General features: G+C 68.5%; 21 protein-coding genes. 14 read left to right on the forward strand and 7 right to left on the reverse strand.

From position 1 onward, the window contains the following. Both ABLI39_RS00005 and ABLI39_RS00010 read left to right on the forward strand, forming a co-directional pair. A partial coding sequence (locus ABLI39_RS00005) for a lipoyl synthase (protein ID WP_502935158.1) occupies nt 1–526 on the forward strand: 526 nt, incomplete at its 5' end. A 29-nt stretch (nt 527–555) separates the two neighbouring features. Next, a complete protein-coding gene (locus tag ABLI39_RS00010) occupies nt 556–1,083 on the forward strand; it encodes a DinB family protein (protein ID WP_349411285.1) in 528 nt (175 codons plus the stop codon). Here the strand turns inward: ABLI39_RS00010 and ABLI39_RS00015 are convergent. Beyond that, nucleotides 1,080–1,829, reverse strand: coding sequence for a lipoate--protein ligase family protein (locus ABLI39_RS00015; protein ID WP_349411588.1), 750 nt, complete (start codon nt 1,827–1,829; stop codon nt 1,080–1,082). The genes ABLI39_RS00010 and ABLI39_RS00015 overlap by 4 nt on opposite strands. Nucleotides 1,830–1,845: 16 nt before the next feature. Here ABLI39_RS00015 and ABLI39_RS00020 point away from each other — a divergent pair, with 16 nt between their 5' ends. Further along, nucleotides 1,846–2,229, forward strand: coding sequence for a DUF2177 family protein (locus ABLI39_RS00020; protein ID WP_349411286.1), 384 nt, complete (start codon nt 1,846–1,848; stop codon nt 2,227–2,229). A 22-nt stretch (nt 2,230–2,251) separates the two neighbouring features. Here ABLI39_RS00020 and ABLI39_RS00025 read toward each other — a convergent pair whose 3' ends face one another. Continuing rightward, complete coding sequence (locus ABLI39_RS00025) at nt 2,252–3,055, reverse strand: thioesterase family protein (RefSeq protein WP_349411287.1); 804 nt, start codon at nt 3,053–3,055, stop codon at nt 2,252–2,254. Nucleotides 3,056–3,212: 157 nt separating this feature from the next. On the opposite strand from ABLI39_RS00025, the gene ABLI39_RS00030 reads away from it, so the two are divergent. The 3 genes from ABLI39_RS00030 (at nt 3,213) to ABLI39_RS00040 (ending at nt 6,661) form a co-directional block, all read left to right on the forward strand. Then, nucleotides 3,213–3,908 carry an endonuclease/exonuclease/phosphatase family protein gene (locus ABLI39_RS00030; protein ID WP_349411589.1) on the forward strand — a complete coding sequence of 232 codons (696 nt, stop codon included), beginning with the start codon at nt 3,213–3,215 and terminating at the stop codon, nt 3,906–3,908. 327 nt (nt 3,909–4,235) lie between these two features. Beyond that, nucleotides 4,236–5,474: an alkaline phosphatase family protein gene (locus ABLI39_RS00035; protein WP_349411288.1), complete on the forward strand. Its 1,239-nt coding sequence runs from the start codon at nt 4,236–4,238 to the stop codon at nt 5,472–5,474. Then, nucleotides 5,471–6,661, forward strand: coding sequence for an alkaline phosphatase family protein (locus ABLI39_RS00040; protein ID WP_349411290.1), 1,191 nt, complete (start codon nt 5,471–5,473; stop codon nt 6,659–6,661). Before ABLI39_RS00035 ends, ABLI39_RS00040 begins: the two co-directional genes overlap by 4 nt. 92 nt (nt 6,662–6,753) lie before the next feature. Here ABLI39_RS00040 and ABLI39_RS00045 read toward each other — a convergent pair whose 3' ends face one another. Then, on the reverse strand, nt 6,754–7,428 hold the full coding sequence (locus tag ABLI39_RS00045; RefSeq protein ID WP_349411291.1) for a DUF1345 domain-containing protein: 675 nt from the start codon (nt 7,426–7,428) through the stop codon (nt 6,754–6,756). A gap of 27 nt (nt 7,429–7,455) precedes the next feature. Further along, the gene (locus tag ABLI39_RS00050; protein ID WP_349411292.1) at nt 7,456–9,969 is read right to left on the reverse strand and encodes a bifunctional lysylphosphatidylglycerol flippase/synthetase MprF; all 2,514 of its coding nucleotides are present in this window, start codon (nt 9,967–9,969) and stop codon (nt 7,456–7,458) included. Nucleotides 9,970–10,282: 313 nt separating this feature from the next. On the opposite strand from ABLI39_RS00050, the gene ABLI39_RS00055 reads away from it, so the two are divergent. The 5 genes from ABLI39_RS00055 (at nt 10,283) to ABLI39_RS00075 (ending at nt 14,831) form a co-directional block, all read left to right on the forward strand. After that, entirely contained in the window at nt 10,283–11,587 is a 1,305-nt protein-coding gene (locus tag ABLI39_RS00055) for an alpha/beta hydrolase (protein WP_349411293.1), read from the forward strand. Between the two features lie 77 nt (nt 11,588–11,664). Then, nucleotides 11,665–12,426: a phosphatase PAP2 family protein gene (locus ABLI39_RS00060; RefSeq protein ID WP_349411294.1), complete on the forward strand. Its 762-nt coding sequence runs from the start codon at nt 11,665–11,667 to the stop codon at nt 12,424–12,426. A gap of 10 nt (nt 12,427–12,436) precedes the next feature. Next, nucleotides 12,437–13,135: a DedA family protein gene (locus ABLI39_RS00065; protein WP_349411295.1), complete on the forward strand. Its 699-nt coding sequence runs from the start codon at nt 12,437–12,439 to the stop codon at nt 13,133–13,135. Between the two features lie 5 nt (nt 13,136–13,140). After that, a complete protein-coding gene (locus tag ABLI39_RS00070; RefSeq protein ID WP_349411296.1) occupies nt 13,141–13,815 on the forward strand; it encodes a response regulator transcription factor in 675 nt (224 codons plus the stop codon). Nucleotides 13,816–13,823: 8 nt separating this feature from the next. Beyond that, a complete protein-coding gene (locus tag ABLI39_RS00075; protein ID WP_349411298.1) occupies nt 13,824–14,831 on the forward strand; it encodes a sensor histidine kinase in 1,008 nt (335 codons plus the stop codon). Between the two features lie 14 nt (nt 14,832–14,845). Here the strand turns inward: ABLI39_RS00075 and ABLI39_RS00080 are convergent, their stop codons facing one another. Further along, nucleotides 14,846–15,202, reverse strand: coding sequence for a hypothetical protein (locus tag ABLI39_RS00080; protein WP_349411299.1), 357 nt, complete (start codon nt 15,200–15,202; stop codon nt 14,846–14,848). A gap of 224 nt (nt 15,203–15,426) precedes the next feature. On the opposite strand from ABLI39_RS00080, the gene ABLI39_RS00085 reads away from it, so the two are divergent. From ABLI39_RS00085 to ABLI39_RS00095, 3 genes are all read left to right on the forward strand, one after another. Continuing rightward, complete coding sequence (locus tag ABLI39_RS00085; protein WP_349411300.1) at nt 15,427–16,569, forward strand: cation:proton antiporter; 1,143 nt, start codon at nt 15,427–15,429, stop codon at nt 16,567–16,569. A gap of 291 nt (nt 16,570–16,860) precedes the next feature. After that, nucleotides 16,861–17,709 carry an esterase/lipase family protein gene (locus ABLI39_RS00090; protein ID WP_502935167.1) on the forward strand — a complete coding sequence of 283 codons (849 nt, stop codon included), beginning with the start codon at nt 16,861–16,863 and terminating at the stop codon, nt 17,707–17,709. Nucleotides 17,710–17,814: 105 nt separating this feature from the next. Then, entirely contained in the window at nt 17,815–19,518 is a 1,704-nt protein-coding gene (locus ABLI39_RS00095; protein ID WP_349411302.1) for a SulP family inorganic anion transporter, read from the forward strand. 22 nt (nt 19,519–19,540) lie between these two features. Here the strand turns inward: ABLI39_RS00095 and ABLI39_RS00100 are convergent, their stop codons facing one another. Continuing rightward, nucleotides 19,541–21,253 (reverse strand): DUF5671 domain-containing protein, encoded by a 1,713-nt coding sequence (locus tag ABLI39_RS00100; RefSeq protein ID WP_349411303.1) that lies wholly within the window; start codon nt 21,251–21,253, stop codon nt 19,541–19,543. Further along, on the reverse strand, nt 21,250–21,786 hold the full coding sequence (locus ABLI39_RS00105; protein ID WP_349411304.1) for an LpqB family beta-propeller domain-containing protein: 537 nt from the start codon (nt 21,784–21,786) through the stop codon (nt 21,250–21,252). Before ABLI39_RS00105 ends, ABLI39_RS00100 begins: the two co-directional genes overlap by 4 nt. Between the last annotated feature and the right edge of the window lie 50 nt (nt 21,787–21,836).

Below are 21,836 nucleotides of genomic sequence, written 5' to 3' on the forward strand. Positions count from 1 at the left end.
CAAACCCGAACACATCGCGGCGATCTGCGACTCCAAACCCGAGGTCTTCGCGCACAACGTCGAGACCGTGCCGAGGATCTTCAAGCGCATCCGCCCCGCCTTCCGCTACGAACGCTCCCTGGACGTCATCACCCAGGGCCGCAACCTCGGCATGGTCACCAAGTCCAACCTGATCCTGGGCATGGGCGAGACCCGCGAGGAAATCTCCGAAGCCCTGCGCGACCTGCACGAGGCCGGCTGCGACCTGATCACCATCACCCAGTACCTGCGCCCCTCCGAACGCCACCTCCCGGTGGACCGCTGGGTCAAACCGCAGGAATTCGTCGACCTGCAAAACGAAGCCAACGAGATCGGCTTCCTCGGCGTCATGTCCGGGCCCCTGGTCCGCTCCTCCTACCGCGCCGGCCGGCTCTGGGCCACCGCGATGCGCAAAAAAGGCTGGGACATCCCCGCCGAACTCGCCCACATCGAAAGCTCCGGCAGCACCCGCCAGGAAGCCAGCTCGCTCCTCGCGGGCGCCAACTGAGCGCCTGCTACGTACTAGGCTGTGGGCCCATGAGCACTTTCCCCAGCATGGATCCGGCCATCTTCGCGGCGGATCCGAAGGCGCAATTCGACGCCTTCCTCGACGAGCACCGGGCCGCCCTGCACGACTGCTTGGACGGGCTGAGCGAACAGGAGGCCCGGGCCTCCCTGGTTCCCTCGCGGACAACGCTGCTGGGGCTGGTCAAGCACGCAACATTTGTGGAGAAGGTCTGGTTCGACGAAGCCATCACCCGCCGGAGCCGATCGGAGATCGGCATCCCGGCGACCCCGGACGAATCCTTCATCCTGGACGACGGCGATACCATCGCCGTCGTCCAGGCCGCCTACGTCCAGGCCTGCGAGGACTCGCGCGGCCGGACCGTATCTCTGGGGCTCGACGACGTGGTTACCGGCAACCGCCGCGGGCCGCTGCCGCTGCGCTGGGTCTATCTGCACATGCTGCGGGAACTCGCCCAGCACTGCGGGCACGCCGACATCTTGCGTGAGCAGCTCCTCGCGGCGCGCGCCGGCGCAGCCGAAACGCAGGACGAAAGCTAGGCCCGGAGGCTGCCGAAGTCGCCGTCGTTGAGCGAGGCGTAGCGCCCGTATGCGCCCAGCACGGCACCCTCGATGGCGTCCACATCCAGGTGCGGGACCAGATCGTTGACCGCCCCCGCCGTCGCCGGGTCCCAGTCCAGGCCCAGGGCCGCGTAGCTGGCCTCGAGCACGGCCCGGATCGGCGCGGAGTTTTCCACGATGATCACCGAGCTGAACAGCCAGCCGCCGGAGACCACCCGCTGGGCGGTGCCGATGAGCTTGACTTGATGCCCCGGCACCGCAGGATCCTGCCCGTGGACGCTGAACTCCCCCGGGCAGTACTCGCCCGGGATCTCCCCGACGGCGGCGTTCACCCCGGCGTCACGCAGTCCTTGCGCCAGCAGTTCGCCGAACAACGAAAAGCGCCCCTTGGCGCCTGCGATCGCGTCGGTGTGCGGCTCGAGGTGGTCGATCACCAGCGTGCCCTCGTGGTACGCGGCTGCCCGGCCGCCGGCTTTCCGGATCAGGGGTTCGAACCCGAGTTCGCGGCAGGCCTGCGCCGCGGCCTCGAAGCCCGGAAGATGGGTGTCCCGCTGGCCGAAGGCGACCGTGGGCGCGGGCCGGTAGAGCCGCAGCATGGGCCCGGCCGCGCCCGTCTTCACCCGCTGCAGCAGTTCCAGGGCGAAGTCCAGGTCCGCCGCGGCGCCGAGCGAGTGCTCCTGCCGGAACACCCTCAGGGTCCGGGGTCCGGCCGCGGCCTGCTCCATGTTGTTATGCTCCCTTATGCTCATTCTGCAATTCCTGGTGGTGGCCGCCGCGTTCGCCGTGATTGACGCCGTCTGGCTCAAGTCGATGAACAAGTTCTACCGCCGGCACCTGGGACACCTGATGGCGGACAAGCCCCATCTAGGGTACGCCGTGGTGTTCTACGTGCTCTACATCGCCGGAATTGTCTTCTTCGCCCTCCGGCCGGCGCTCGACGGCGGAAGCTGGCTGACAGCCTTGGGCTATGGCGCCGCGCTGGGCGCGTTCGCGTACGCCACTTACGATCTGACGAACGCCGCGACGCTGAAGAAGTGGCCGCTGGCGATCGTCGTCGCGGACATCGCGTGGGGCGCGTTCCTGACCGGCCTGGCCACCGTTGTCGGCTGGCTCGTCTTCCACTAGCCGCCGCCGGGCGTCCCGCTGCTCAGCTTTTCCGCAGCGTCAGAATCTGTTCGGCGCGCCCGAAGGGTCCCTGCAGGTCATGCAGCACCGTGGAGGTCAGCCCGATGCCGTCCGTGCCGAAGGACACCTCGTTGTCCAGGCCCAGCCACTCCCCCTCAGGGCGGCGGTACATGTGGATCTGCAGGTCCAGGTTGGGGAAGGCGTAGCTGCCCTTGCCCGGCGGAACCCGTGCGGCAATGCCGTTGGCCGTGTCCACCAGGCCCACCAGCCGGGCCAGGTCGCTGCTGTCCGCCCGGTCCGTGAGCGGGTGGTCGGTGTGCAGCCAGACGGTGCCGGAGCCGGCCCGGTGGCCTTCGGCGATCCGCATTGTCAGGGAGGCGATGTAGCCGCCGGGCCAGACCGTGGCGGCGTCGTACGGTTCGCAGTCTTCCGGCGCGGGGATACCGGGGTCCTCGAAGGCGGCGACCGCGGAGGTGTCGGAGGTGATTATGCGCCAGGCCGTGGCCCGGATGGCCACGCGGCCGCCGGCCACGAGTTCGGCCTGCAGGAGCTCGATCGTCCGGCCGGGGCGCAATGTGGTGGTGGTGACCTCGAACTCGCCGCCCGGGATCAGGCCCAGGATCTCGTAGCTGATCCGGGCCATCCGCATGTCCTCGCGCGGCTCGTGCCGGGCCAGGGCGTCTGCCATGATGCCCGACGCCGGCGCCATGTGCTGTTCATGCGCATTCCAGGCACCCTGGGCGTGGATCGTGGAGCGGTACCGCCCGTCCCCCAGCACCTCGTAGTAGAAATCGCCCTCGGCCAGCACCGGTAGTTCAGCAGTCAACGTCGACCCTTTCGCAGCATCCATCAGAGAATCCAACCCACCTTATCGCCTCGGGACGCCGCGCTTCCGCCGCGCCTTTTGTCTCCCCGGACCGGCGGACTGGGTACACTCGGGAGCAGGCTTACCCCGACTATCCTGCGAAGAGGTGCTCCCCCTGATCCGCGTAATCAGCTACAACCTCCGCAAACACAAGGCCAGTGGCGAACTGGAGGCTTTGGCCGGCAGTTTCAATATCGATGCGCTCTGCCTCCAGGAATGTGACACCGAGGATCTGCCCGAGAGCATCGGGGACCTCCACCTCGCCGATGCGACGAGGGGCAACCGGCTCGGCCTGGCGATCTATTACCGCAAGGACCGTTTCACCGCGTATGAGACCAAGACTTTCGCGCTGAAGAAGTCGCTACATGACCACGTGCTGGCTCCTGCCCATGAGCGGCTCATCGGCACCCGGGTGGTTGACAACGAGACTGACCATGACCTCGTCATCGCGTCCTTCCACGCCGCGCCGCTCACGGCGTCGAACTCGCTGCGGCGGAACCAGATCCATGCCGCCCACGCGGAGCTGCTGAGCATGGGCGGGGGGCTGATGACTCTAATGGTGGGCGACTTCAACTACCCGTTTTTCACGAAATACCTCACCGAGCAGATGAAGGACGCCGGCTACGAGCTCTCACTCAGCGACCGGCGCACCTACACCCGCTACAAGGTGTTCAAGGGCCACTTCGACTTCGCCACCTCGCAGGGCCTCATGATCGAAAACGTCGAAACGCTCCCGCGTGGCGCCTCCGACCACCTGCCGATCCTCATCACGGCCGAATACGGCCAGAACGCACCAGGGGCTGCCGCGGGGTAATGCCCCTCCCCCGCCGGCCGCGGGGCAGCCGGCCGCGCATCGGCGTGGCCTCGCTGGCTGTCCAATTCCGGTAACCGCCGGGTGAACCCGGCCGTCCTGTGCGCGAACGTGTGATGAACAGCGCGTGAACTGACCCCCATATCGACCCGGGCGTAACCGTTTCGTGATCTACTTTTTGGCGTGAACTCTACCCGTGAGTAACTTGCCGGGCCCTCCCAGCGATTACCCCTGTAGCGGGCTGGCCGGGTCTCCTCCGGCGACGCGGGAAGTCAGCCCTGACGATAAAGGAATCCGAACGTGAACTTTTCAAGACGCAACTTTTTGGGCGTGGCAGGGACCGCTGCCGCCACGGCTTTGGCCACCGGCGGCACCCTCCGGGCCGCTACGGCCGCCGCGCCCGCGCTGCCGGCGCCCGCGGCCTCCGGAATCGAGCACATCATCGTCGTGATGATGGAAAACCGCTCCTTCGACCACTTCCTGGGCTGGATGCCGGGCGCGGACGGGAAACAGTCCGGGCTGAGTTACATCGACCGCTATGGCATTCCGCACTCGACCCACCACCTGACGGACTTCCAGGGCTGCGGCCACCCGGACCCGGACCACTCCTACGAGGGCGGCCGGATCCAGTACAACAACGGCAAGAACGACGGCTGGCTCCGGGCCGGTGAGAACGACGAGTTCGCCGTCGGATATTACGACGCCGCCGACGTCGACTTCTGGCGGCAGGCCGGCCCTGACTGGACGGTCTGCGACCGGTACTTCGCGGCGACCATGGCCGAGACCTACCCCAACCGCTTCTACCAGCACGCCGCCGCCACCGACCGGATCCATAACTCCTCGGCCACCAGCTCGCTGACCACGATCTGGGACCGGCTCGCCGCAGCGGGAGTGTCCGGCAAGTACTACTACGGCGACATCCCGTTCACCGCGCTGTGGGGCACGAAGTATTTGGGAATTTCGCACCACTACTCCGAGTTCCTTTCCGACGCCAGCGCCGGGACCCTGCCGGCAGTGTCCTTCGTGGATCCGCGGTTCACCGAGGAGGGCTCCGGCACCTCCGGGGACGACCACCCGCACGCCGATATCCGCTCCGGCGAGACGTTCCTCGCCGAGGTCTACAACGCGGTCACTTCCGGCCCGGGCTGGGCCAACACCCTGCTGGTGGTCAACTACGACGAATGGGGCGGCTTCTACGACCACGTCGCCCCGACGACCGCTCCGGACACCAGCCCGGACACCGCACTGCGCGGCTTCCGGGTTCCCTCCCTGGTGGTCTCACCGCGCGCCCGGCGCCGCTATGTCGCGCATGACGTCTACGACCACACCTCGGTCCTCAAGGCCATCGAATGGCGCTGGAACCTGCCGCCGCTGACCCCGCGGGACAAGGCCGCCCGCAACATCGCCGAAGTCCTCGACTTCGGCGCACCGGCCAATCTTGCCGCCCCCAAGTATCTGGTCCCGCCGTTTGTTGCCGGCCCGGCGTGCACCCCCGTGGGACCGCCGCCGGCCGAGGAATGGTCCGGACTGAAACAGAAAGCACTCGCCGACGGATGGAAGCTCCCGTGAACCCCACTACTCCTACAGCACCGCCCGCGCTGGAACGACGCGGCCGCCGCACGCTGCGGCGGCTCGCCGCTGCCGCCATGGTCGTGCTCGCAGCCGCCTCGCTCAGTTACGGCCCGCAGGCAGCCACCGCGGGCACCCCCGCAAGCACCGGCGCCGCTCCGGCCGCCACCAAAGCAGGCGGGTACCTGCCCGGGGCCAAGCATGTCTTTGTGATCAACCTCGAGAACAAGGGCTACGACGAGACCTGGGGTCCGGCGTCGGCCGCGCCGTATCTCTCGCAGACGCTGCGCGGCCAGGGCGTGCTGCTGAACCAGTACTTCGGCACGGCGCATAACTCCCAGCCCAACTATGTGGCCCAGATTTCGGGCCAGGGTCCGAACCCCCAGATGCAGGCCGACTGCCAAAACTACTCGCCGTTCGTCGGCAGCGGGACGGCCAGCCCGGGCCAGGCAGTCGGCGACGGCTGCGTCTTCCCGGCCAGCGTCCCCACCGTCGCGGGGCAGCTCAAGGACGCCGGGAAGACCTGGAAGGGGTACATGGAGGACATGGGAACCCCCTGCCGGCACCCCGCGCTGGGCGCCGTCGACGACACCCAGAAGGCCAAGGTCGGCGACCAGTACGCGGCGCGCCACAACCCGTTCGTGTACTTCGCCGGCATCACCGGTTCGCCGGATTGTGCTAAGAACGACGTCGACCTGTCCGCCCTGAAGACGGACCTCGCCTCGGTCGCCACAACCCCGAACTTGTCGATGATCACGCCGAATCTGTGCAATGACGGCCACGATTCCCCGTGTGTCGACGGGCGGCCGGGCGGCCTGGCCAGCGCCGACGCCTGGCTCAAGCAGTGGGTTCCGGCCATCACCGCCTCTCCCGCGTTCAAGCAGGACGGGGTCCTGGTGATCACCTTCGACGAGTCTGACGGCCCGCAGAGCGACGCGAGTGCGTGCTGCGGCGAGGGCCCTGGCCCGAACTCGCCGATGCCCGGCATTACCGGCATGGGCGGCGGCCGGGTCGGCGCGCTGGTCCTCTCGCCCTTCACCAAGGGCGGTACGTGGTCCACCACCCCCTACAACCACTACAGCCTGCTCGCCAGCATCGAGGACACCTTCGGCCTGCCCTACCTCGGGTACGCCGGGACGCCGGGGCTGAACCGCTTCGGCCTCGACGTCTACAACGCCGGGGTCTAAAACAGGTCCCGCAATGAACGGCAAACGCCCGGCCGGTGCTCCTGCACCGGCCGGGCGTTCGTGTTCACGGTGGCCCCCGTTGACCCGCACGTTCAGTGGATGAGACCCGACACAAGGTTAATGGTGGTCGCCAGCACGATGGCGCCGAGCAGATATGACAGCAGCGCCTGGCGCAACACCGTAGTGCGGATGGCGTCCGTTTTGAGATCGGTATCCGAAACCTGGAACGTCATCCCTACGGTGAAAGCCAAATAGGCGAAATCCAGGTAACGCGGAAGCTTGTCCTCATTGAAGTCGACGCCGGTTTTGTCCCGGTAATAGATGGAGGCGTAACGCAGCGTGTACAGCGTATGCACGAGCATCCAGGACAGAGCCACGCTACCCAAAGCCATCCCGATAATGGCTGCCTTCGTCCCGCCCTCGGCATTGGATGCGTCCAGCAGAATCAGGGCAACCCCGCCGAAGCTGGCCACCGTGGCCGTCAGGACAAGAAGATCGGAGACGCCCCGGCTCGGATCCTCGCGCCGGGCGTGCGCCGCCGTCGCCTCGGCTTGCAGTCCACCGATGACCGCCCAAACCCATATCAGGTAGGTCAACGACGCCGCCGCCCACCCCGTCGCGGGCGCGTAGGCCCACGACTTCAATACCCCGACCGCCAGCCCCGTTCCCAGGCCGACGACGGCCATCACCAGAACCCTGAGCCGCGAATGATGGGCCCGGCTATTGAAACTTCTGCCGTGATTTCCCGGTAATCTGTTTGCACTCATGCTGCGATCATGTCATTTTGCCGGGCATTAAGACCTCCCGGACGCGCCGCGGGTTTTGGCGCCGCGGCGCAGGACGCTGCCGGCCAGCCGGAAGCGCTCCCGGAGAGCAAGGTCGGGCAGGTAGGCGCGGGTGAGCGCGCTGGCAATGCCGGGTAAGGCCGCCGAGTCCGGATAGACCATGTACAGCGGGGCGTACAGCGGACGGAACTTCCCCTTGAAAGCCAGAAGGGACCGGAAGCCGTAGAGGGGCTCCAGTGCCGACCCCAGGCGGTCAAGCAGACGCTCCAGGCGTCCGGCTTCGTCCGGTCCGGCGTCGCGGAGCCGGATTTGCTCCTCCCCCGGGGCATGGGCCAGGGGTGCGCCGGAGAGACTGATGAAGTCGAAACCCTCGTCCCGGAAGCTCAGCGCAGCGGAGGCGATGAGGAACTCGATGCCCGGCCGGAATCCTGAGCTTCGGCCGCGCATGAGGTCCAGCGTCCATCCCGCAATGCGTCCGTCCCGGTAGACCGGCAGCCATGACGTGACCGCGTGAACGTGGTGCCGGACGTCGATGGCGAGCAGGCAGCGGACTTCGGGGTCGTTCAGCTCCTCGACACCCCCAAGGGTGAAGCCCATCTCGGGCATCTTCCGGTCGGCCACCCATTCCTCGGAGATGGCCTGGATCTGCGCCTGGATTGCCAGCGTCGCGGCGGGATACCGCACCCACTCGGCGCTGATGCCTGCCTTCGCGGCGTTGTTCATCGCCGTCCGAATATCCTGGAACTGCTTGCCGCGGAAGGACAGGCCCGCCAGGGGAAGAATGGTCTCCTGGGCGACCTGCACCGAATCCCAGCCCAGGGAGGACGCGGCCTCACGGACTTCGGTGTGCACGGAGTAGAAGCACGGACTCCATCCGTTGGACCTGCAGTACGCGGCGAATTCGTTCACCTCATCGCCGGTCCCGGACCCCGGTCCGACCGGCCCGCCAAGGGTCAGCGCGATACCGGCGATGACCCGGTAGGCGACAAAGCTCTCGCCGCTGCTCGAAAACCAGTAAACGTTACCCGGCCACGTCGTCATCCACGAGATGGAGCTTCCCCGGCCGGCCCGAAGGATCGCCCGGGCCCGGTCAATATCGGCACCGCTGCGGGGGTGGGCCGGACGCAGGAACGAGGTCAGTATCCACCCCCCGCTGATGACCCAGAAGGCGATTCCGACGCCCTCATAGAGCAACACGGCCGGGGTACTTTCGGGGAAAAACGCCGGCGGCAGGTCCACGGTAAAGCCCAGCGGAAGGAATCTGTCCGGGACGTCAGCCACCAGGTCAGCGAGCGTCGGGTCGGGGCTGAAGCCCGGAGCCAGCGCCACTCCGAGGAGAACGTAGAGAACACCGAGAAGTCCCGCCAACCCGAGGACCCGCAAGGCCAGTCGCCGGTACGTCCCGCGCGGCGCAGCAACCGGAAACATCGGCTGGCACGCCAGCAGCACAGCAAAGAGAATGACTGGCAGGAGCAGCGGGAGCACCAGGGTCAGCGGATGGGTCCGGCCGCCCACCCGGCTGGCGTCCACCAGTTCCCCGGCGACCGTGTTGGGACCGGCCGCCTGCAGGACCCCGACCATAGTGATGAGCGCCAGGACCGACAAGGCGGCCTGGACCAGCACAGCACCGAACCAGGCCGCCCGGCGCCCCCGGCGCAGGCCTTCAGCCAGCAGCAGCAACAAGAACGACGGCACGATCGCCATAAAGATGGCCCCGCCTCCGGCCCTCAGCTGCAGGAGCATGGCCTCGCACTCCCGATGCTGGGCGGGGATGGCACACACGCTCTGCAACGTCTGGGGATCCACCGGCTGGATATCGGTGAAGATCAAACGCAGCACAGCGAGCGGACCCGCCGCGTGCGGGGTCAGACCGGCAACCACCGGCCCCACCGCCGACACCGCTACCAGCAGCGCTATCAGCACCCGCCCTTCGTGCCGGGAGCTGACCGGACGCCGGAGCCGGGGTCTGCGGCCAAGGAGCACGGGGCCCAGCAACGCGCCGGCAGCGCCAGCCCCAAGACGGACCAGGTCCGTGAACCCGCCGCTGTAGAACGCCAACAGGATAAGCAGGCCGAACAGTCCCAGCCGGATCCGGCGCCTCCACAGCGGCCCCATCGACGCCGTCGCAGCCAGGAGGGAGCCGTAGACCATGGCGCTCGGACCCAGGAAGTAGGTTGCATCCAGGCCCCGGGCCCAGCTCCCCATCAGGAGCCTCGTTGCCTCCCAGACGCCGGTGGCGGCCAGAACGCCGGCAACCTGGGCCGCGATGGCTGCGAGCGCCAGCTTCAGGCTGCCGATCTGGCGTTCCACAGGGACGCCGACCAGCAGCACGAGCACTGTTCCCAGAATGTAGCCCGGCAGGTTCCGGGCCCAGAGGGCGGAAGCCAGCACGGCGGTCCAGTGGTCGGGCCAGAAATGCGCCGTAGCGGCCACCTCTGCCTTCAAACCCGGCGCCGGCCCCTCGAAAATGCTCGACGACGCGGCGCCGACGATCCAGAAGACAGCGACAAACCCGAGGGTCACCGGCGCGCTCCGCAGTGACGAGAAAACCCACCATGGCGACCCGCTGCGACGCGTCCGCTTCGCCCCGTGGACTGGCGTCGACACTGGAGCTGGCAAAGGGCACTCCTTTCAGGACATCGGAGCTTCAGTTACCCCGTCCCGTTGCTACCATTTGACCACTCCAGCCCGCACGGCAACAGGGGCCCCCGACCGGCTGCCCTTGGCACCTCCGGATCACCCGCAGGAGGGCCGGCACCCATCGGACTCCCAGCGTTTTCCGCGGTCTGCAGTGTTATAACGTCCTAAGAGGGACGCGCGTGATGGAGGGGACCCCATGCAGCAGCTGCTCGGCCTGAACGTCGTGGATCAAACCCTGCTCTACGCCTTCTACGGGCTGTCGGTACTCGCCTGCCTCTACCTCGCGGTCCGGAGGCCGCCCCCGCCGCGCTGGTTGCTCGTGGCGTTTGCGGGGCTGGTGGGCGGGGCCCTCGCAGGTGCCATCACGCTCTTTATCTGCGAAGTCGTGGTCAACGTGTTCGGACTGCCGCTGGAGTCCGATACCCGCGTCTGGGTTATCTCCGCCTTCGCCGGCGTCGGCCTCGCGGTGGTAAACCTGTGGCGTTCGCGCTGGTGGCGAAAGGCGGCAGCCGTGATCGCCGTGCTGGTTTTCGTCTCGACGGCGGCCTTGGCAATCAATGCCGGCTACGGGCTGAACCCCACCCTGGGTGCCATGCTGGGGCTGAACCAGGCCCAGCACCTGGCCCTGCCTGCGCTCAACCCGAAGGCCCGGCAGGACAGCAGTGTTGCGCTGTGGCAGAGCTGGACGCCTCCGGCCGGGATGCCGGCCACCGGCAGGAGCGGGGCCGTATCGATCCCGGCAACCGCCTCGGGTTTCCGCGCCCGGGACGCGTATCTGTACCTGCCGCCTGCGGCCCTGGTTGCCGATCCGCCGCCCCTTCCGATCATCATCATGATGATGGGCCAGCCGGGAGGGCCTGAACAAAACAAATCCGCCGTCCAGGAACTCAACGCCCTCGCCCAACGCAACCACGGGCTGGCTCCGCTCTTCCTCACCATCGACCAGCTGGGCAATCCCTACCAGAATCCCGTCTGCGTCGACTCGGACAAGGGCAAGGTGTACACCTACGTCACCACCGACGTCGTCAATTTCATCCGTACCAGGCTCAATGTCTCGAGCGCCCGCGTCCAGTGGGCGGTGGCAGGCTACTCCAACGGCGGGGAGTGCGCCCTCTCGTTCGGGGCCAAGAGGCCGGAGCTCTTCGGGTCCCTGCTGGACATTTCCGGCGAGCTCGAGCCAATCGACGGCTCTCCCGACAACACCGTGAAGACCATTTTCGGGGGGAACCAGGCGGCCTTCAACGCCGAGAAGCCTGCCACCATCCTCAAGGCGCACCAGTACAGCGACTCGCTCGCCATTTTCACCAGCGGCGCCTTGGATCCGGTGTACGGGCCGCAGGCCGCCGCCGCCGAGGGGTTCGCTAGGGCCGCCGGCATGACAACCCGCCGGTTCGTCGGCGAAGGCATCGGCCACCGCGGCGACTCGGTGGATTACGGTCTCAAAACCGGGCTGCCGTTGCTGTACGAGAGGTTCGGACTGATTCCGCCGGGAAGTTCTTAAGCGTTTCTTAAGCCGGGGGGCAAAGACTGGGATAGGACGCGTGACCGCGCGCCGCCGCCCCCGAGCCGGAGGATTCCATGACTGGACCCGTCCCTGACAGCCGCCCTGCACCAGCCCGCCTTCCCGACGCGCGTTCCGCCGCCGGGCAGCGTTTTCGGGCCCTGCCCCAGGCCCGCCACTGGCTGTCCCTGGGTGCGCTGCTTTGCGTTGCGGTCATGGCGCTGGGCCTGGCCGTGCAACTGGTGCCGGGCGACACCGCAGCCGAGCTGGGCGTAGACCAGGGACTCAGCCTGCACCACGCCGCAGCGCTGACCGCCGTCGCGATGGGCATCAACGTGCTGTTCGGGCCCGTGGCCGGACTCGCGTTAGTCGGCGCCGTGGCCCTCTACCTCTGGCTGGTCCGCCGCGATCTGGTGAAGGCCGTAGCGTTCGGCGTTGTGGCCTGCTCGGGCTGGGCGGCCAGCGAAGTCTTCAAGCTCCTCATCTCCCGCCCGCGGCCCGACCCGACCCTGCTCTTCGACCCGCTCGCGCCGGAGACAGGCGCCGACAGCTTCCCCAGCGGCCACGTCGCCTTCGCCGCCGCGCTGGCCTTCGCGCTGTATTTCCTCGCCCGCGGAACCCGCTGGTCCACGGCCGCCGCAGCCGCCGGCGCGGCCATGTCGCTCATCGTGGCCTGGTCCAGGCTGTACATCGGCGTCCACTACCCCACCGACGTCGCCGCTTCCTTCCTCGCCACGGGGGCCGCAGTCGTGTTGCTCGCCGGGCTATGGAACCGGTTCGGCCCCCGGACCGTGGAACGCCTGCCCGACGCCGTCTTCCTCCGTTCCAGCCGACCCTAAGGACCTTCCCATGCCTGGTATTTTGACCTCGGGGCTTGCCCCGGCCCTGGCCGCCGCCGGAACACCGTCCCTGCTGGACCCGGCCAGCCTGCTCGCGGGGCTCGGCCCCGCGGCACTCGGCGTAATCGCCGCGATGGTGTTCATCGAGTCCGGTGTGCTGTTCCCGTTCCTGCCCGGCGACTCCCTGCTCTTCACCGCCGGCCTGCTGCACCAGCAGCTGCACCTGACCCTGCCCGTGCTGATCGGGGTGGTCACGGCCGCCGCCATCGCGGGCGACCAGGTCGGTTACATGCTGGGCCGCACCTTCGGGCGGCGATGGTTCAAGGACGACGCGAGGATCCTGAAGACCGCCCACCTGACCGCAACGGAGGAGTTCTTCCGCCGCCACGGCGGCGCCGCCGTCGTCCTGGCCCGGTTCGTCCCCATGGTCAGGACGTTTGCGCCGCTAACCGCGGGAATCGGCCGCTACGGGTACAAGGCCTTTACCCTCTGGAACGTCGTGGGGGCGCTGGCCTGGGCCACCTCCGTGACCTTGCTGGGCACCTGGCTGGGCCACTATGAGATCGTCGCCAAGAACATCGACGTCATTGCAGTGGTGATGGTCCTCGTCTCCGTCGTGCCCTGGGTAATCCAGCTGCTCAAGCGCCGCCGCAGCAGCCGCGACACGGACGGCGCCGGACTGAACCGGGAACCGGCCACGGAAGAATAGGGCCCATGACACTCGCTGACCGGCCGGCCCTGCTCCTCGTCGAGGACGACCCCGTCCTGGGCCCGCTGATCGCCGAACTGCTGGAGCCGGACTACCGCGTCCGGCTGGCCGCCACGGGCCAGGACGGCCTGCACCTCGGGCTGACCGAGCCGTGGGACGTGCTGGTGATTGACCGCGGACTGCCCGTGATGGACGGCATTGCCGTGATAGCCGCCCTGCGGTCCAAGGGAATCGCCACGCCCATTCTGATTCTGACGGCGCTGGGCGAACCGGACGAGAAGGTCCGGGGCCTCGACGCCGGTGCCAACGACTACGTGACCAAACCGTTCGACGCCGGCGAGCTGGCCGCGCGTCTCCGCGCCCTCACCCGCAGCTACTCCCGGCCCGCGGGCCCCGTCAGCATCGGCGACTGGGAGCTCGATCCGGCGTCGCGCTCGGTCCGCTCCGTCTACGGAGCCGTGGTATCCCTCACGGCGAAGGAAGCCGAGCTGCTGGCGGCGCTCGCCGCCGAACCCGACAGGGTCTTTACCCGCGATGAACTTCTCGCGGGCTTCTTTGATCCCACTGACCAACCCGGCGTGATCGACACCTACGTCCACCACCTCCGCCGGAAAATCGCCCGGACCGTCATCCGAACCGTCCACGGCGTCGGATACCAGATCGGCGAGGCCAATGACTAGGAAAGCCCATGACTAAGGAAACCCCGCCGGGAGGAACGCCGGACCAGACCACCCTGCGCAAGGCCTCGCTCAAGGTGGCCGTCCGCATCAGCGCGGCCTGCGCGGTGATGGTGCTTTGCCTGCTCGCAGTCGCCGCCCTGTATCTCATGAACAAGCTGGCCCGTCCGGAATTGCCGCCCCCGGCGCCGGCGGGGACCACGTACACCTACCTCGATTCCAGGGACCTTTTGGAGGCGATGGTCATCGCCGGGGTAGCCGGGATTGCACTGGCCGGCCTCGTGGGCTGGCTCAGCGCCCGCAGCGCCATTCGGCCGCTGGGCGAGGCACTGGCCCTGCAGCGCCGGTTTGTCCAGGACGCCAGCCACGAACTCCGCACCCCGCTGGCCATCCTGGACACCCGGATCCAGCTTGCGCAGCGCGGCGCCGCGGCGGATTCGCGCCCGGGCCGGGAGCTGGCCCGGATCCGCGAGGACACTGCCCGGCTCACCGACATCGTCAACGAACTGTTGCTCGCCGCTACGGCGGACGCCCCGGATCCCGCGGCCGGGCCGGCGAATTTGGTTGACCTGGCCGACGTCGCCGCCGCCGTCGCTGAAAGTCTCCAACAACTCGCCGCGGCCAGTGACGTCCGGCTGGAATTCTCCGCGGCCGGCCGGCCGTCGGCCAGGATCGACGCGAACGCGCTGCGCCGCGCAGTGCTGGCGCTGGCGGACAACGCACTCTCCCACACCCCGCCCGGCGGCCGCGTCACCATTTCAGTGGCCGCCGAGCAGCAGCACGCGGTGATCACCGTGGCGGACACGGGCGCCGGGATCACCGGCGTCGACCAGAACAGAATCTTCGAACGTTTCGTCAGGACTGCAGGCCCCGACGGGTCACGCGGGCAGCGCAGCTACGGCATCGGGCTGTCCCTGGTCCGCGAAATCGCCATGGCGGCCGGCGGTTCGGTGGAGGTGGCCCGGACCGGGGCCGATGGAACCGTGATGAGGCTCATCCTCCCTGCCGCCGGTGACTGAGACCGCAGGGGTGGTCAGTTGGCGGCCGCGGCCGACGATCCGCCCCGCTCTTTGACCGGGGAGCCTGCCGGCTCCAAATCCGTCCTGGCGAGCAGCGCGGCCACCACCTCCGCCACAATGTCTTCCTTATCGCGCTTCTTCGCGTCCTCCATCTGGGCGACTTCGACGCGGGCGGCCTGCCAGGCGGACCAGTGGCCGGAGACGAGGGCCCAGAGCGATAGGGCAGAGACGTACACGACGGAGTCCAGCCAGCCCATCATCAGGGAAATAGGGATCATGAGGATCCAGAGGATGGCCAGCCACCCGTTGACCCTCCGCATGAAGACGGGATCCCCCTGCACCATCGCCCAAAGACTCTTTACCGGGCCCACGCATTCTCCTCACATCGGCGGTAGGACAATCCTGCCGTCGGGGACTTTAGCCACGGATTCTGAGAACAGGCTGAGAGCCGTAAACGGGGGGTAGCCCTGCGGCAACCCGCCGGCCGCAACGCAGGTCGACGCCGGGCAGTTACGGGCACCCGGCGCGCGCGGGACTAGTCTCATTCCATGGTGAGTGACTCTGGAATGACGGTGCGCGCCGCCGCCGGCGCGCCATGACCTTCCTGACCCTGGCGCTGATCGCCGTCGTCGCGCTGGCCGGGCCCCTCCTCGCGCTGCCGGTCCGCTGGAACCTGCCGGTGGTCCTGGGCGAATTGCTGGCCGGCGTCCTGATCGGGCGCACTGGGCTCGCGCTGGTCGACCCGGCGGATCCGACGTTCAGCTTGTTGGCCAACATCGGCTTTGCGCTCATGATGTTCGTGGCCGGAACGCACGTACCGGTGCGGGATCCGCAGATCCGTTCCGCCCTTGGCCAGGGGGCACGCCGCGCCGCTCTGGCGGCCATCGCGGCCGCCGTGGTTGGCACCGGCCTGGGCCTGGCCTTCGGCACCGGGCACGCACCGCTGTACGTTGTGCTCCTGGCCTCCTCGTCTGCCGCGCTGGTACTGCCAATTGTCGATTCCCTTCGCCTGGGCGGACCACAGGTAATCGCCATGACGGCGCAGGTGGCCATCGCGGACATTGCCTGCATTCTCGCGTTGCCGCTGGCTGTGGACCCGCCAAACGCCGTCCGCGCCGCGCTGGGGGCGCTCGCAGTGGGGGTCTGCGCCGTCGCCCTCTTCTTCACGCTGCGCTTGCTGGAGCGCCGCGGGACCCGCCAGCGCATGCATCGCCTCTCTGAGGACCGCAAGTTTGCGCTGGAGCTCCGCATCCAACTGGCGCTCCTCTTCGCCCTGGCCGGAGTCGCAAACTTCGGGCACGTCTCTGTCATGCTGGCCGGCTTCTCCTTCGGTCTGGTTGTGGCGGCCGTCGGCGAACCCCGACGCCTGGCGCGTCAGCTCTTCGCCGTCAGCGACGGATTCCTCGGTCCGATCTTTTTTGTCTGGCTGGGATCGTCCCTGAACCTGCGCGACCTGGCCGGCCACCCGGACATGGCGGCCCTGGGCCTCTCACTGGGCGTCGGTACCGTACTCCTGCATGCCGGCCTGAGGGCGTTCGGCCTGCCCCTGCCGCTCGGTGTGCTCTCCGCGGCCCAGCTGGGGATCCCGGTGGCGGCGGCCAGCATCGGCGCGCAACTCCACGTCCTGCAACCCGGCGAGGATGCGGCCCTGCTCCTCGGCGCCCTCGTCACCATTGCCGCCAGTTCCTTGGGCGGAGCGCGTTCCGCACGGTCCTTTGCCGCGCCGCTCAAATCCTGAAACAGCGCTGGGCCACGACCTCCGCCCCTGGTAAAAATTGGGAAATCGTGCAGTCACTGGGGGTTTGCTACCCGCAAGTAGCCCGCCTTAGCCAGAAACCGCTGCACAAACGTGCAAAGGTGGTGCGCGCAATGACCACTTTCCTAGGCTTGAGTGATGGACGTGAGCCGGATCACAGGGGGGCGGATCCCTAACTCACCCCATCCACGCTGACCCCTCACAGCCGAGGGGCCCAACCGAAGAGGTATTACCGTGTCCCAGCTCAACAACACTTCCCGCCCCAAGCGCACGCTGGCCAAGTCCGCGGCCCTGGGGGCGATTGCGCTCCTGTGCGGATCCCTGGCGGCAGCACCGGCAGCCACCGCCAGTACCGTGGATGTTTCCCCTCCCGGCGCAAACGACTGGTCGTGCAAGCCCTCCGCGGCGCACCCCAACCCGGTAATCCTTGTCCCTGGAACGTTCGAGAGCATGGCCAAGAACTGGGCCACGATGGCGCCGGCCCTCAAGAGCGAGGGCTACTGCGTCTACGCCCTGAACTACGGGACCACCAACGGCATTGACGCCACCGGCCCGATCGCGGACTCGGCCGCGCAGCTGGCCCCGTTCGTGGACGCCGTATTGGCCTCGACCGGGGCAAAGACGGTCGACCTCGTGGGACACAGCCAGGGCGGCATGATGCCCCGTTACTACATGGGCTTCCTGGGCGGCGCGAAGAAGGTCAACCAGCTTGTCGGCATCGCCCCGTCCAACCACGGCACCCAGGGGCTGATTACCCCGGCGCCGGGCTCCGTGCCGCCGGCCACGTCTTTGGGCGGCTCGAACTGCCAGGCCTGCGCAGACCAGCAGGCGGGTTCGCCGTTCCTGACCAAGCTGAACTCCATCGGGGACACCGTGCGCGGGCCGGCCTATACCGTCATCTCGACGACCCACGATGAAGTGGTCACGCCGTACCAGAGCCAGTTCCTGGCCGGTCCGGCGGAGAAGGTCACCAACATCACCATCCAGGACAAGTGCCCTGCGGATGTGATCGAACACGACCAGACGCCCAATGACCCGGTAGTCCAGCAGTTGGTCTCCAACGCGCTGGGTCGTCCGGCCGGCCAGCCGGCCGACCCTGCCTTCCAGCCCAGCTGCCTGTAGGCGCAGCGTCGGGGTAATTCCCGGAGTTGCAGGGGGCGGGCGGACGTAGAATCGATCATGAGTCTCGTCCGCCCGCCTGCCGCCCGGAACTAAGCCGGGCCCGCCGTGCGCCGCCGCCGTTGGCTAGGCAGTGCCCCGCCCGGCCTCAAAACTGTCCTCGACTACGAACGGTCCTGGCTCAAATCCGACCTGGCTGCCGGAGCCGCCCTGAGCGCAGCCCTGATCCCGGCCGGCATGGCGTACGCCCAAGCAGCCGGGCTGCCCGCTGTCACGGGCCTCTACGCCTCGGTGATTCCCTTGCTGGCGTACGCCGTCTTCGGCCCCTCGAGGGTACTGGTCGTGGGGCCGGACTCCTCGCTGGTCCCAATGATCGCCGCCGCGATCCTGCCGCTGGCGGCGGGGGACTCCGGCCATGCCGTGGCCTTGGCGGGGGTGCTGTCCCTGCTGATCGGGCTGATGCTGGTCGTGGGCAGGTTCCTCAATCTCGGGTTTGTCACGGGCCTGCTGTCCAAGCCCATCCGCGTGGGCTACCTCAATGGAATTGCCCTCGTCGTGATCGCCAGCCAACTGCCCAAGCTGTTCGGCGTCCCGGCCACCGGCGGCTCCCTCGCGGACAGCCTCGCCGGGACAGCCCGCCAATTGGCCCAGGGCACGGTCCAACCCCTAGCTCTGCTGTTCGGGGCCGGCACCATCGCGATCATCCTCGGCTGCCGGGCGCTGCCCTGGAAGGTTCCCGGGGTACTGCTGGCGGTACTGGCGTCCATGGCGGTCGCAGCGACGGCGGGCCTGGAGTCCGCCGTGCCGGTGGTGGGTGAACTTCCGGCGGGGCCGCCCGCGACCGATCTTGGGAGTGTCCCCCCGGCGGAGGTCCTGGCCCTGCTCGGCCCTGCGGCCGGCATCGCGCTGATCGCGTTCGCGGATACCTCCGTGCTGTCCAAGAGCCTCGCACGCCGCCGTGGCGCCCACGTGAACGGGAACCAGGAAATGGGCGCCCTCGGCCTGGCGAACGCCGCGTGTGGACTCTTCGGCGGGTTTCCGGTCTCCGGGAGCGCCTCGCGCACCCCGATCGCGCTCGAGGCGGGCGCCCGGACTCCGCTGAGCGGCGTGATCGCGGCAGCCCTGGTGGTCCTGTTTATGGTGGCGGCCCCCGGGGCCACCTCATTCCTGCCCTCCAGCACCCTGGCCGGCGTCGTGATCGTCGCGGCAGTCTCGGTAATCGACCTGAAGACATTGGCTCGGCTGGTCAGGATGAGCCGGACCGAAGCGGCGCTGCTGCTGGCGACGTTCCTCGGCGTCGCCTTTGTGGGCGTTTTGGAAGGGGTGGTGGTCGCGATTGGCCTGTCCCTGATTGCCTTTGTGCTGCGCGCCTGGGATCCCTACCGGACGGAACTGGCCAGTGTCGAGGACATGCCCGGCTACCATGACCTCAACAGGCACCCGGAGGGACACCGGGTGCCCGGACTGGTGATCGCACGCTTCGATGCCCCGCTGTTTTTCGCGAACGGCGCCGTGTTTGCCGAGCACATCCGGACGCTCGTGGCGCACGCCCCCGCTCCGGTGCGGTGGGTGGTGGTCGCCTCGGAGGCCATCACGGATCTTGACACCACCGCCCTGGACGATCTGGTGGAACTCGACGACGAACTCGCCCGGAAAGGCATCAGCCTGGTGTTTGCGGAGATGAAGGGTCCGATCAAGGACCGGCTGATCCGATTCGGCGTGAGCAGCCGGTTCGGACCCGACCATTTCTTCCCGACGGTGCACAACGCCGTGCGCTCCTACCGCAAGGAATTCGGCCTCCCGTCGCCCTAGCCCCGGCGCCGGCGCCGGCCCCTCAGCCGCGCAACGGAATGACGTCCACGCTGCCGTCGGCTCCCGCGATAACAAGCACCCGTTTGGCGCTCACCCCGGCCAGTGCCTCGGCCAGGCCGGCGCCCGAGGGCACCCGCGGCGCACCGCCGCCGGTACCAGGCACCCCCTCTCCCGTTGCGGAAGCGGCCGCGGTCAGTACGGGCACGCCGACGTCGGCCCGGCTCCATAGCGTGACGCCGGCCCCGGTCAGCTCTTCGACTGCCCGGCGCAGCGGCTCGGGGTCGGGACCGGCCACCAGGATCACGTGCCCGATCGTGCGTTTGCGACCGGTCCCCGCCGCCGCCTGACGGGACCGGTCCTGCCGCCAGACGGCGAAGTGGTACCCGGCGGCCAGAGCAGTGGCCACCAGCAGCCCCAGCGGCGCACGGATCCGGTCCACCAGGCTGCCGCCCGTTACATCGGCCAGGAAGAACTCGAAGAGCCGGTACCCGATCACCAGCAGGGCGACCAGGGCCACCACGGCGCTGAGGCCGAACACGGCGACAAGGTAGACACGCCGTCCCGTCGGAACCGCGGTATCCTGCCGGTGCTGCCGTGCCGGCCGCCACGCCAGCCACCACACCGCCCCGCCCACCACGAGCGAACTGATGCCGCCCAGCAGCAGCGTGCGGGCATTGCCGCCGGCGAGCGGCGAAACCGCGATGGACAGCGCCGCATTCACGATCACGCCGACGCCGGTCGCGGCCGCCGCCAGCGCCACGCCCGAGGTCACCAGCACGCCGGCCTGCCGGGTCCGCTCGGAGCGGCCGGTCGCGGCGGTGCGGTAATACCGCCAGACCAGCGCGCCGACGGCGGCCGCAGCTATGGCGGCGGCGAGCGGCGACAGCAGTTCCAGCAGGGGGTCTTCCCGGTCAAAAGCCAGCCGCAGCAGCACAAAGAGGACCGTCCCCGCACCACCCAGGGCGAGCAGCCCGGCCGCCAGCACGCCCAACACGATAAGCCCCACGTCGGCGAACCCACCGCGGAGCCGGCGCGCGCCGCCGCGGGCCCAGTGCCACCACCACACCAGGGCTCCCCCGGCCGCCCAGACCAGGTCCTGGAGGGCCGAGCGCCACCAGGGATCCACAGCTGCCGTCAGTTCTAGGGACCCCCGGATTGCGACATCGAGCAGGGCAGCCAGCGCCGTCACCGCGCCGCCGACGCCGATCCCCAGCCCGAAGTAGGTGCCGATCACGGCCGGCACGCTCGAGAGTTCGAGCGGCCCCCGCACCGGGTGCCGCCACATCCAGCGGTGCCACACCCACACCAGGGCCCAGACCAGCCCGACGGACAGCGGCGCCCGCCACTCCGGATTCTCGTCGCCGATGAACGAGGCCGCCATCGCCAGCAGGGACGTCACGAAGATGACCAGGGACACTGTGTAAACCGCCGCCACGTAGAGGCCCCACGACGGCGCTTCCCGCTCCCCGGCCTCGTCGAGCCGCCGCCAGATGAGCCACCACAGCAGCGCGGCGAGCGGGCCGCCGATCAGGGTGAACGCCAGAGACAGCGCCAGCCCCGCCACACCTTCCCCCGCCAGTACCTGCCCGGCGCGCAGCAGCCGCTCCAGCAGGCCGCCGAGCCCGTTGGCGGCGATCACCACCAGGGCGAACAGCAGCACGAACACCACCAGACGGCGGACCTTGGCCTGGGCAGACCCGGCGGCAGGGCCGGTGTGGGTCCGTGCGGCGCTCACTTTTTCACCCCGGGGCCGGTACAGGTCTGGAGGCTGTAAGGGAGTTCATTGATCATCCATTTGCCCGCCACCTTCACGAGGACAACCACGGCGTCCTCGGCAAATTCAGAGGGGCCAAACGGGCCCTCGGCGGACGAATGCACAATCGAGATCTTCACCGTTGCCGTCTCGCCGCGCTCGGTCGTGGACACCAGAACCACCCGGCTGGCCTGCGCGCCGCCGTAGTAGTTGGCGCACCGGGACCGGGCGTTGTCGGTGAGGTAGGCGTCGGCCGCGGCGGGATCGGCGTCGATGACCGCCTTGCTGTAGCGCTGCACGACGCCGGCCGGGGACGCTTCGTCCAGTGGCTGCGGTTCTCCACGAAGGAAGACCACGGCCAGCGCCACTGCCACCAGGACGGCGATCGCCGCTACGATGCCCAGCAGGACCCTGTCCGGCCGGCGGTGTCCGGGGGCCGGTGCCGGCTCCGGAACCCTTGTTTTGTCGTTCTGTGGCGCTGCCGGCGGTCCGGGATCGTACGGTGGTTGACTCATGCCGTCAGTATGGATGCCCGCCACAGCACCGTCATGGTGTCTTTAGGCCC

It is taken from the genome of Pseudarthrobacter sp. B907 (assembly GCF_040137805.1).
Lineage (GTDB): Bacteria > Actinomycetota > Actinomycetes > Actinomycetales > Micrococcaceae > Arthrobacter.

Coding starts and splice junctions, on each gene's coding strand:
- ABLI39_RS00065 (WP_349411295.1), top strand. CDS start 12,437: ATGCCTGGTATTTTGACCTCGGGGCTTGCCCCGGCCCTGGCCGCCGCC.
- ABLI39_RS00085 (WP_349411300.1), top strand. CDS start 15,427: ATGACCTTCCTGACCCTGGCGCTGATCGCCGTCGTCGCGCTGGCCGGG.
- ABLI39_RS00075 (WP_349411298.1), top strand. CDS start 13,824: ATGACTAAGGAAACCCCGCCGGGAGGAACGCCGGACCAGACCACCCTG.
- ABLI39_RS00105 (WP_349411304.1), bottom strand. CDS start 21,786: ATGAGTCAACCACCGTACGATCCCGGACCGCCGGCAGCGCCACAGAAC.
- ABLI39_RS00045 (WP_349411291.1), bottom strand. CDS start 7,428: ATGAGTGCAAACAGATTACCGGGAAATCACGGCAGAAGTTTCAATAGC.
- ABLI39_RS00070 (WP_349411296.1), top strand. CDS start 13,141: ATGACACTCGCTGACCGGCCGGCCCTGCTCCTCGTCGAGGACGACCCC.
- ABLI39_RS00015 (WP_349411588.1), bottom strand. CDS start 1,829: ATGGAGCAGGCCGCGGCCGGACCCCGGACCCTGAGGGTGTTCCGGCAG.
- ABLI39_RS00020 (WP_349411286.1), top strand. CDS start 1,846: ATGCTCATTCTGCAATTCCTGGTGGTGGCCGCCGCGTTCGCCGTGATT.
- ABLI39_RS00055 (WP_349411293.1), top strand. CDS start 10,283: ATGCAGCAGCTGCTCGGCCTGAACGTCGTGGATCAAACCCTGCTCTAC.
- ABLI39_RS00060 (WP_349411294.1), top strand. CDS start 11,665: ATGACTGGACCCGTCCCTGACAGCCGCCCTGCACCAGCCCGCCTTCCC.
- ABLI39_RS00010 (WP_349411285.1), top strand. CDS start 556: ATGAGCACTTTCCCCAGCATGGATCCGGCCATCTTCGCGGCGGATCCG.